Here is a 10,393-nt window from a genome sequence, read left to right as displayed (position 1 = left end):
CCCCGTACAGCCCAGACTTCGGACTCAATCATCTAGGCCGGCCCACCGACAACCAATGGCATACTGGGCGCGGCGTCACGACGACACGGAAGGGGGTGCGGACGATGTCGACACTCGTATCCGTGCCTCCCGTGGCTAGCTGACCGGACGCCTGTTCGCGGGAGGCGCGTCCTCGCAGCGAAGGACCACGCATGACCGCTCGTATCCGCAACATCACCATGGACTGCGCCGACCCGCTGGCGCTGGCCGACTTCTGGTCGCAGGCCACGGCCTACCGGGAGGACCCGACCAACCCCAACAACCCCGGGGATCCCGAAGCTCTTCTCGTCGACCCGGACGGCGGCCCGGCGCTGCTGTTCGTCCCCGTGCCAGCGGAAAAGATCGCCCAATCAAGGGCGGGTCGCCGGATGCATTTCGACATCATGCCCACCGACCGCAGTCGCGATGACGAGGTCGAGCGGCTGAAGACGATCGGGGCGACCGAGTACGAGGATCACCGCAGGCCCGACGGCACGGGTTGGGTGACCATGGCCGACCCCGAGGGCAACCTGTTCTGCGTCGAGCGCAGCGCCGCCGAACGGGCATAAGGATTCGGTGACGTGCCCCGGTGCTCGGACGACAGTCCGGCGACCGGGGCACGTGCGGTTTGGCTCAGAACGGCGGTGTATCGGCGTCGAACGTCCAGGGGTCGCCCGCGGCGGCATGGCTGTCGGTGCGTCGGGCACCCAGCAGCTGCAGCGGCACGAGTTCGGTGTTCAGGAACCGGAAGGTTCCGAACCGTTCCCGGATCTCCGGGCCGTAGACCGACAGGATCCACCGCCAGTACGCGGTGAGGGTGGTCTGCGCACCCTGGGAGATGGTGGTTCCGCGGGCGATGAAGTCCTGGGTCAGGCTCCTGGTGGCGGCCGTGTCCGTCGGGGCCGCCGGTTCCAGCGGCTCGAGCAGTTGCCGGTAGTAGCGGGCCCACTGGTTGTCGCGGGTGTTCCAGCCCGCCTCGGCAGGTCCCTGAGGAACGACGACCTTATCCCGGCGGTGCCGGACCGCTTCGGCATACTGCCCGGCCAGGACGTGCGGATTGCTCAGTCCCAGCCCGCCGGCCGTCACCGGCCAGTACAGCCAGGCCTCCGGGACTGCCTGGGGTCGGGACTGCTTCTCGGCACCGGCAAGAGGGCCTTCCAGCGCGATGATGTCCTCGCACAGGGCCTCGACCAACCCCTGGCCGGGACCGAAATAGTCGTCGACGAACCGGACCAGGGCGGCATTGACCTGCGCGCGGTGCCGATCACCCAAATCGGCATCCAGCGCGACAGCTCGGGTCAGGTGGGTCAGATCCGTGTTGAAGACGTCGACCTTCGAGAGCACCGCCGCTGTAGCGGTCACGTTGCGGCGGCTCTGGGCAAGGTGCTGCTGGAAACTGGGCTCGTGGACCGACCACGCCCCCTGATCGTCGAGGGCGAGCATGCCCCACCTGGGCAGCGGCCCTGCCATTGCAGCCGGAACCTGGCCGCCGATGCACGCCGCCCCGAACTTGTCGTCGTTGAGAGTCAGCCCGCAGGTCTGGAAAAAGGTGGTCACATGCCCCCTGGCGGCGAGGGCGGCTTCGGGGTCAGGAGTGAGTAGGCAGATGTCGTCGACCACCCTGACGATGCGCACGGCCGTCCGCTGTTGGACGTAGGCCTCCATGCAGGCTGGTACTGGTCAGCCTCGATCGCACGCAGGATCATCCACATTGATCCGGTGCGCGCCTCGGTAGCGCTGTCCTTCGCCATGCCGGTCCCACGGACCCCGCCGAGCAGGTTCTCGATGAGGCCACGGTGGTCGTTCGGCACGGGCGGGTTCAGGACCCGCTCGCGCAGCTCGTGCAGTTGGTGTGCCAGCGGGGTCGGCTGCGGGCTGCGACCGCTCGTCGCCCACTGCTCGAGGAGAACCCCGAACCGGAAGACAACTCGGAGCGCAGCCGTCCCGTGGTCAGCTCGTTGACCAACCGTCCGTGCCAGCGGTCGACCAGGTCCGCGGAGATGGCCGTGCCAGGCACGGTGTCGTTGGCCAGAACGCCAAGATCTGCCAGTTCGGGGTGGACCTTCCGGCCCGCGTACGTGAGGTCCGCCAGCCCGCGGTACAGGTGCATGAGCCGCTGGTAGGGATCGGCTCCGGCCGCCGCTTCGGCGGTGAGGCGGTCGTAGGCGACCCGCAGCCGGGTGTGCTGCGCCCGCAACTCCTGGAGCTTTACAGCGGTCACGAACTGGGTGGTCGAGTCGGAAGGCATGGCCGCAGACGATAACGGCGGGGTGCGACACAGGTACGGTCGGTCAGGACGACTCGCGGTCGAGGCGCACCGCGCGTTCGCTCGCGACCAGGCCTCCGCCGCGCAGGGTCGCGGTGAGCGTGATCCCGGCCGCGATGATGACAAGGTTCTTCATGATGAACTGGCCCTCCATCGTCAGTACGCCGGAGGACGCGAACATCTCGCGCGGGAACAGCAGCAGCGGGGTAAGCGTGCCGGCCATCTGCAACAGCAGGAGCACCAGGGTCAGCCGCAGCAGGCGTCCGGTCAGCATGCCGAGCCCGATGCCCGTCTCCACCACCGCGAGGAGGTGACAACCGAGGTTGCCCGGCACGACATGAAAAGTCAGCGTGTCCACAGTGTGCCGGACGAGCGCGTCGACAGGACTGACCCCCGGCAGGTACTTCGGGATCGCGAACCACAGGAACACCACCCCGATGCTGATTCTCAGCAGCCGGATGCCATGGCGGGCGGCGAACCGGACGATCACGTCCTCGCGGTTCTTCGCGGCCAGCAGGAGGCGGGTTGTCATGGCGAAGCTCCTTGAGATCCCTTCGCGCACCGATGCCAGCGATCAGACCTTTTCGGACTAATCGCTAATATCAAAGCTAAGCCACAGCAACGTGCCCACGAGATCCGCCACGCGGCACGCGTGCCCGGTCGCCGGTCAGCCGCTCGGCCGAACACGTCCGTACACGAACACCGAAACATTTACGAAAGTCGTTGACTGTGGCGCCCGGTAGGCCCAATGCTGTCGCCATCGACATCTGTCGACATCAATCCCCCGTGGACCGTCCCTTCACGAGGAGGAACCCGCGCCATGAATGTCATTCGGATCCGTCGCGGCCGCGCCCGGCTGTTTCTCAGCGGCGCACTCGCCGCAGCGCTCGTCGCGACCGTGTCGGCCCTGCCCGGTGTCGCCAGCGCCGACACGACCGTCAACACCAACCAGACCGGCACCCACAACGGCTACTTCTACTCCTTCTGGAAGGACAGCGGCGGCACGGCCGGCATGACGCTGGGGCCCGGCGGCAGGTACAGCACCGCCTGGAGCGGCATCAACAACGTCATCGCCGGCAAGGGCTGGAAGCCCGGCGGCCGCCGGACCATCGTGTACTCAGGCAGTTTCACGCCGAGCGGCAACGCGTACCTCGCGGTCAACGGGTGGACCAGGAACCCGCTCGTGGAGTACTACATCGTCGAGACCTGGGGCGCGTGGCGCCCGCCGGGCGGACGGTCCCTGGGCACCGTCACCACCGACGGCGGCACCTACGACATCTACCGCACCGAGTACCGGGGCTACCCGTCCATCGGCGGCGCCATCGCGGGATTCTCCCAGTACTGGAGCGTGCGGCAGACCAAGCGCGTCGGCGGCGGCGCGATCACGGTGGGCAACCACTTCGACGCGTGGGCCAGCCGCGGCCTGAACCTCCTCGGCACGCACGACTACCAGATCCTGGCGACCGTGGGCTACCAGAGCAGCGGCACGTCGAACATCACGATCTGGAGCGCCCCGCTGATGTCCAGCGCACCGGCGTAGCTGTCAGGGCCGACCGGCGGCGACCTCGGCGTTGCTGCGCAGGATGCAGAACTCGTTCCCCTCGGGGTCGGCGAGCACGACCCAGCCGGTCCCGTCGGGGTTGCGCCGGTCGGCGACGGTGGTCGCGCCCAGCCCGATCAGTCGGGCGAGCTCGTCGTCGCGGGAGCCTTCCACCGGACGTACATCGAAGTGGATTCTGTTCTTGACCTGCTTGGGGTCGGGCACGTCGATGAACAGAAGCCGGTGCTGGCCGTCACGCGAATAGATCATGCATTCCTCGTGGCCCGACTCGTTCGGGTCGTCGGGGTCCTCGACGTAGTCCAGGACGGCCTGCCACCAGCGGGACAGGGTGAACGCGTCGGCGCAGTCCACCGTCGTGTGCGAGATGAAGGAGGTCATCCCGGCATCGTCGCAGATGGCGCCGGGCGCAGGAGGTCCGTGACGTCCGCGGGATAGGGGAAGGAGCCGGGCCGGTAGCCGCAGATCGGTTCCTCGGCGTACGGGTCGCCCGTGACGGCGTAGGCGCGGGCGCGGGAGCCGCCGCACACCGAGCGCAGCTCGCAGGCGCCGCACCGGCCCCGCAGCCGGTCGGGGTCGCGCAGGCCCGTGAACAGGGGTGCATTCCGGTAGATGTCGACCAGGCGCTGATGCCGCACGTCGCCGGCCGGCAGCGGCAGGAAGCCGCTGGGATGCACCTGCCCGCGGTGCGAGACGAAGACGAACCCGTTCGCGGCGCTCACCTGCAACGGTGGCCGGCGGGCACGGCCGGGCGGGCCGGCCAGGCCGAGGGCGTCGAGCCGGGCGCGCAGCCGGTGGTAGAGCGGTCCGAGGCCCACCGGCGGCACGCCACGGCGGGCCAGGACCGCGCGGTGCAGGCAGACCCGCCGGAAGTGGTGCGCCTCGGTCGCCTTGACCGGTACGTGCTCCCCCACCTCGTACAGGATGTTGAGGACGTCCTCCGCCTCGGCCGCGTCGAGGCCGGGAAGGCCGCGCCCACGCCCTGTGGCGACCAGGAAGAACACGCTCCACAGCAGGGCGCCGCGCGCGCGTACCTGGGCCGCGATGTCCGGCAGGTCGTTCACGGTGTCGCGGGTGACTGTCGTGTTGATCTGCACCTTCAGCCCGACGGCCGCGGCGTCGTCCCAGGCCCGCACCGTCAGCTCGTGGACGCCCGCGACGCCACGGAAGCCGTCGTGCGCCCAGGCGGTCGCGGCGTCCAGGCTCAGCGACACGGCCCGCGCGCCGGCCGCGTGCAGCCCGGCGAGCGCTTCGCGGGTCACCGTCGGCGTCCCCGACGGCGAGACCGACACGGCGAGCCCCAGCTCCGTGCCCCGGCGGACCAGCGTCGTCAGGTCCGGACGCTGGAAGGGGTCGCCGCCTGTGATCACGAAGAGCGGAGCCGGCCGGCCGAACTCGGCGACCTGCGTCATGAGGTCGACCGCCTGGTCGGTGGTCAGCTCGTGCGGATCGCGCTGCGGCCGCGCGGTGGCCCGGCAGTGCCTGCAGGCCAGCGGGCAGGCCTGCGTCGCCTCCCAGATGACGATGAACGGCCGGTCGGCGGCGGCCGCCCGCGGCACCCTGATCTCCCCCACGACCAGCAACGTCGCGTACGCGAGGGCGCCGGCTGAAGGGCCACCCGACGGGGGTACGCCGGGCCGAAGGTCCTACCGGCCGAGAATGATTCGGGCGATCTCGTCGATGGGCGCCGCCGGGAGGTGCCACGTGGGGGTGAAGTCGTCGGGCAGGGTCGCGCCGACATAGACCGAGACCCCGGCCGCACGGAGCATCGGGACGTCGTTCGGGGTGTCCCCCACAGCCGCGATCTGCTCCGGGGAGAGATCGAGGGCGTTCGCGTACCCGGCCAGCAGGGTGGGTTTGGTCGCCGGGAACACGTGGCGGTACCCACCCGTGCCGTCGGGTTCGGTGCCGAAGTGCGCGTCGACGCCCAGGCGTCGGGCGAAGTAGGCGACGTTGTCGGCGTAGGCGAGCGACACCAGGACCGTGGCGACGCCGGCCGCGCGCAACGCGGCGACGCCCTCGACCGCGCCGGGCGCGAGCGGGATGCCGGCGAGGACCGCATTCATGTCCTCCGTGCTGAGGGGACGCAGGTACTCCCACATGCCGAGCCGGGCTGCGACGATCTCCTCTTCGGTACGCGCCCGTTCCCAGACGGGGGTCTGACCGGCGAACCCGTACGCGTCGACGAGGGCCTCCAGGCACGTCCGCCCCCGGGTGAGCGTGCCGTCCAGGTCGAAGGCGACCAGCCGGATCCCGGACACAGCTTCTCCCCATCACGTCGCGGATAAGATTGTCGGAATGATCCGACGTCGTCTGGTCGTCTCGGGCGAGGTGCAGGGCGTCTGGTTCCGGGACACGTGCCGCCGCGTCGCCACGGGCGCCGGCGTGGCCGGTTGGGTGCGCAACCTACCCGACGGGGCGGTCGAGGCGGTCGTCGAGGGGCCGCCCGACGGGGTGGCCGAGGTGGTGGCGTGGGCGCGGCACGGCCCCGACCGGGCGACGGTCGAGGACCTCGCGCTCTTCGACGAGCAGCCCGAGGGCCTGCGGGGCTTTGAGATCCGCCCCACACCGGGACCTGGCGGGCGGCGGTGAGCCGGGCCGACTCGCTCAGGTTGCGCTCCCGTCCGCGAGCTGGTGACCCGTACTCCCGCCGCCGACCACTGCCCGCCGAGATGGCTTCGACGGCGGCGTCGGTGCCCACGTCGGACGGACAAATCCACCAATGTCGCATCGATGGCGTTGCCCGGTCGTGCGGAGCGGGTGAAGCGTAAACCGCCGCGCGTGGCCTGTGCACCACGCCGTGCGACAGGGTTGTCGCTTTGTGACAAGGCCGTGATGAAGCCGCGCCCGGTCCCACGCATCACGGCCGGATAGCCGTTGTGACACAAGGCGGTGCGGCCGCAAACTGGCACCGTGACCGACTCGCTGCCCGACCCCAACGGCGCCGCGGCCGACCATCTGCGCACCCTCGTGGCCGACTACGGCCCCCGCGTGCTCGATGACCGGGCCGCCCTGGCCAACCTCCTGCCCGACCTGTTCGCGGACCTGCCCAGGGAGCGCCGCATCGTGGAGGCCGCGGCGGGCGCCGGGGTCGGCGGTCGGCTCACCACCCTGACCGGCCAGGGGACGCCACTGCCGACGGCGGTCGCGACCGTGTCACGCACCCTCTCCGACGAGTTCTCGCTGACCCCGGGCGCGGCCGAGTGGGTCGTATCGACGTACGCGCGGGCGCTCGGGCTCGAGCCCGCCGGCCTGACCCCGCCGGCCACGCCCGTCGCCGCGCCGACGCCGGGTCTGACGGTGATGGACAACCCGTGGGCCCAGCCCGTGCCGTCGGTGCCGCCGTACCAGCCCTACCAGCCGGTGCCGTCCGGGCCGCCGTACCAGCCCGGCCAGGTCTCCGGGCCGCCCGGGTGGCCCACGACCGGCTACCCGCAGCCGTGGTCGGTGCCGCCCGCGCCGCCGAAGCCGCGCCGCACGTGGCTGGTCGTGCTGCTCATCGCCGTGCCCGTGCTGGCGTTGCTCGCCGGCACCGGCGCGTTCTTCGCGGTCAAGGTGTTCAACAGGGCCAACGCGGACTGCGTCGTCGGCACGTGGCGGCTGAGCAGCGAGACCATCGACTACACCAACCCGGCCAGCACGACGACGTACACGGGCAACGGGTCGATGACGGTGACCTTCAACAGCGACGGCACCGGCTCGATGGTCACCGACCATCTGGAGTTCGACCTCGGCGGCGGCAGCTCGTACACCCAGACGGGCAACGTCACCTACCGCTGGACCCGCACCGGCGACCGGATCGACTATACGGACGCCGCCGGACAGGTCACCACGGTCATCAAGATTTCGGGCCAGCCCGAGAAGTCGGAGACCCACGACGGCGGCCCGCTCACCAGCGACACGGTCACGTGCCGTAGCAACGCCCTGACGGCCACCGGCGGCGGCGAGTCGACGAACGACGACGGGTCGAAGGGCACCTACACCTACCGGCAGGAGTTCAACCGCCGGTAGGCGCCGTCAGATGCCGGATGCCCCCGTTGGAAAACCCGAAGGGACACGATAGGTTCCGCCCATGCCCCACGACGTCACCCCCAACGCCGCCGCACAGACCGAGGAACCAGCCGGGACCGGCCCGGTTCCGCCCGTCGCCGCCGTCCTGCCGACCCAGCGCACGCTGCACGGGCAGAGCTGGGTCGACGAGTACGCGTGGCTGAGCGAACGCGACAATCCGGACGTCATGGAGCACCTGCGCGCCGAGCGCGCCTACTACGACGAATCGGTCGCGCACCTGGCGGACGTCGCGGAGTCGGTCTTCGGCGAGATCGACCGGCGCGTGCTGCCGACGGACGAATCGGTCAGCTGGAAGCGCGGGGCGTTCTTCTACTACAGCCGCACGGTGGCCGGCAGCGAGTACGGGCAGTTCATGTCGACCCGTAACCCCGCCGTGGCGGGCCGGGTCGTGCTGGACGAGGCCGAGCTCGCCCGCGACGGCGACCGGGACGAGCGCGACGCGGACGTCGACGCCGTGGGGTATGTGAGCCTCGGCGTGCGCGAGGTCAGCCCGGACGGGCGCCTGCTGGCGTACGCGTTCGACACGACCGGCGACGAGATCTTCACGCTGCGCTTCCGCGACCTGTCCGCGGAGCGGGACCTGACCGGCGACGACGACCTGCAGGTCCTGGGCATGGTCGAGGAGGTGCCGCGGGCCTACTACGGCGGCGCGTGGAGCAGCGACTCGACGAACTTCTTCTACGTGGTGCCCGACGCCGCGATGCGGCCGTTCCAGGTGTGGCGCCATCAGATCGGCACGCCGTCCACGTCGGACATGCTGGTCTACACCGAGACGGACGCGCGCTTCGAGGTCACGGTGCGCGCGAGCACCTCGGGGGCGTACCTGTTCATCGAGTCGGCGAGCCGCGACACCACCGAGACGTGGCTGCTGCCCGCCGACACCCCGGCCGGCGCCCCGCGCCTGCTGGCGGCGCGCCGCCGCGGCGTGGAGTACCGGGTCGACCACGCCGACCACCACCTCTACATCGTGACCAACGACGAGGCGCCCGAGTTCCGCCTCATGCGGGCGTCGATCGCGGCCGCGCACCGCAACCAGTGGCGCGAGGTCACCCCGGCGCGGCCCGGCGAGCGGCTCATCGCCTGCCACGCCCTGGCCAACTTCCTGCTGCTCGAGCTGCGCCGGGAGGGCTTCCCGCTGCTGCGGGTCGTCGACCGGGCCACCGGCGAGGAGCGGGAGATCCACCCGGAGACGGCGGCGGGCCGTCTGGCCCTGGCCACCCAGTTCGAGTACCGGGCGACGAGCGTGACCATCCAGGTGGACTCGCTCATCGAGCCGCCCCGGTGGTTCGACGTCGACCTGCGCACCGGCCAACGGATGCTGCGCAAGATGACCTACGTGCCCGGGTACGACCCGACCGCGTACCACACCGAGCGCCGCCACGCGCAGGCGCCGGACGGCACCCAGGTGCCGGTCACCCTGGCCTGGCGGCACGGCACCCCGCTCAACGGCACCGCGCCGTGCGTGACGTGGGGCTACGGCGCCTACGAGTCGTGCGACGACCCGTCCTTCGACATGGCCCTGCCGAGCCTGCTCGACCGGGGCGTCGTCTACGCCCTGACGCACCCGCGCGGCGGCGGCGAGCTGGGCCGCGGCTGGTGGCAGGCCGGCCGGCTGGGCGCCAAGCCGAACACCTTCACCGACCACGCGGCCGTCGCCGACTGGCTGGCCGGCGGGCAGCCGCACCAGCCGGCGCTCGTGGACGGCGAGCGCATCGTCACCCGGGGCCGCTCGGCCGGCGGCCTGCTGCAGGGCGCCGCGTTCGCGACCCGCCCGGACCGGTGGCGGGCCGTGGTGGCCGAGGTGCCGTTCGTGGACGTGCTCAACACGATGCTCGACCCGAGCATCCCGCTCGCGGTCAACGAGCGCGACGAGTGGGGCGACCCGCGGGTGCCGGAGATGTTCGGCCTCATGGCGGCCTACTCCCCCTACGAGAACACCCACCGGGGCCGCCGCCACCGCGGCCGCCGACCGGCCCTGCTGGTGACGGGCGCCGTGCACGACGCCCGGGTGATGGTGCACGAGCCCGCCAAGTGGGTCGCCCGGCTGCGGGCCAACGCCGCCGAGGGCGACGGGACGATCCTGTTCCGCGTCGAGCTCGGGGCCGCCGCGCACGCCGGCCCGGCGGGCCGCTACGCGCACTACCGGTACGAGTCGGAGGTGTACGCGTTCGTGCTCGACCAGCTCGGCCTGCGCGACGCGACGCCCGCGCCGGCGCTGCCGGCCCAGCGCCAGCCGGTCGACTTCGGTACGGGCAGCTTCCGCACGATCTCGTCGGCCATGGGTCAGCCGGTGCCGACCGCCACCCAGGTCGTCGCCCCGCCGGCGCCCGCCGCGCCGGTCGAGGACTTCGAGGACGAGCGGTACTACTACGGCCCCGACGACGCCCTCGTGCCCGCCGAGCCGGTCCCGGCCGCCCCGCCCGTGGCGGTCGCGCCCCCGCCGGTGGCTCCCCCGGCCCCGATGACCCCGCGGCCCGCCG

At 71.4% G+C, this 10,393-nt stretch carries 11 protein-coding genes; 5 read left to right on the top strand and 6 right to left on the bottom strand.

Translation table 11 applies throughout. From position 1 onward, the window contains the following. Nucleotides 1-191: 191 nt before the first annotated feature. Entirely contained in the window at nucleotides 192-587 is a 396-nt protein-coding gene (locus ABD211_RS32345; protein WP_344140221.1) for a VOC family protein, read from the top strand. A 64-nt stretch (nucleotides 588-651) separates the two neighbouring features. Here ABD211_RS32345 and ABD211_RS32340 read toward each other — a convergent pair whose 3' ends face one another. The 3 genes from ABD211_RS32340 to ABD211_RS32330 all read right to left on the bottom strand — a co-directional run bounded on the left by ABD211_RS32340 (nucleotide 652) and on the right by ABD211_RS32330 (nucleotide 2,816). Then, complete coding sequence (locus ABD211_RS32340; protein WP_344140219.1) at nucleotides 652-1,683, bottom strand: RNA-dependent RNA polymerase family protein; 1,032 nt, start codon at nucleotides 1,681-1,683, stop codon at nucleotides 652-654. A 154-nt stretch (nucleotides 1,684-1,837) separates the two neighbouring features. Beyond that, nucleotides 1,838-2,266, bottom strand: a complete 429-nt coding sequence (locus ABD211_RS32335) for a hypothetical protein (RefSeq protein ID WP_344140217.1) — start codon at nucleotides 2,264-2,266, stop codon at nucleotides 1,838-1,840. A 43-nt stretch (nucleotides 2,267-2,309) separates the two neighbouring features. Next, a complete protein-coding gene (locus ABD211_RS32330) occupies nucleotides 2,310-2,816 on the bottom strand; it encodes a DoxX family protein (RefSeq protein ID WP_344140215.1) in 507 nt (168 codons plus the stop codon). A 288-nt stretch (nucleotides 2,817-3,104) separates the two neighbouring features. On the opposite strand from ABD211_RS32330, the gene ABD211_RS32325 reads away from it, so the two are divergent. Beyond that, on the top strand, nucleotides 3,105-3,824 hold the full coding sequence (locus tag ABD211_RS32325; RefSeq protein WP_344140213.1) for a glycoside hydrolase family 11 protein: 720 nt from the start codon (nucleotides 3,105-3,107) through the stop codon (nucleotides 3,822-3,824). Nucleotides 3,825-3,827: 3 nt separating this feature from the next. Here ABD211_RS32325 and ABD211_RS32320 read toward each other — a convergent pair whose 3' ends face one another. The 3 genes from ABD211_RS32320 to ABD211_RS32310 form a co-directional block, all read right to left on the bottom strand. Then, a complete protein-coding gene (locus ABD211_RS32320; RefSeq protein ID WP_344140211.1) occupies nucleotides 3,828-4,223 on the bottom strand; it encodes a VOC family protein in 396 nt (131 codons plus the stop codon). Continuing rightward, on the bottom strand, nucleotides 4,220-5,407 hold the full coding sequence (locus ABD211_RS32315; protein ID WP_344140223.1) for a TIGR04053 family radical SAM/SPASM domain-containing protein: 1,188 nt from the start codon (nucleotides 5,405-5,407) through the stop codon (nucleotides 4,220-4,222). The genes ABD211_RS32320 and ABD211_RS32315 overlap by 4 nt, the downstream gene beginning before the upstream one ends. A gap of 81 nt (nucleotides 5,408-5,488) precedes the next feature. Continuing rightward, complete coding sequence (locus tag ABD211_RS32310) at nucleotides 5,489-6,103, bottom strand: HAD family hydrolase (RefSeq protein ID WP_344140209.1); 615 nt, start codon at nucleotides 6,101-6,103, stop codon at nucleotides 5,489-5,491. Between the two features lie 37 nt (nucleotides 6,104-6,140). Here ABD211_RS32310 and ABD211_RS32305 point away from each other — a divergent pair, with 37 nt between their 5' ends. The 3 genes from ABD211_RS32305 to ABD211_RS32295 form a co-directional block, all read left to right on the top strand. Next, nucleotides 6,141-6,434 (top strand): acylphosphatase, encoded by a 294-nt coding sequence (locus ABD211_RS32305; protein ID WP_344140207.1) that lies wholly within the window; start codon nucleotides 6,141-6,143, stop codon nucleotides 6,432-6,434. A 321-nt stretch (nucleotides 6,435-6,755) separates the two neighbouring features. Continuing rightward, nucleotides 6,756-7,853 carry a lipocalin-like domain-containing protein gene (locus tag ABD211_RS32300; protein ID WP_344140205.1) on the top strand — a complete coding sequence of 366 codons (1,098 nt, stop codon included), beginning with the start codon at nucleotides 6,756-6,758 and terminating at the stop codon, nucleotides 7,851-7,853. 61 nt (nucleotides 7,854-7,914) lie between these two features. Beyond that, nucleotides 7,915-10,393, top strand: a 2,479-nt coding sequence (locus ABD211_RS32295; RefSeq protein WP_344140203.1) for a S9 family peptidase, incomplete at its 3' end; no start/stop codon positions are given.

Source organism: Luedemannella flava (genome assembly GCF_039528515.1).
Classification (GTDB): Bacteria; Actinomycetota; Actinomycetes; order Mycobacteriales; family Micromonosporaceae; genus Luedemannella; species Luedemannella flava.
The sequence above is the reverse complement of the archived record's forward strand: the minus strand, read 5'-3'. Positions and strand labels throughout refer to the sequence as shown.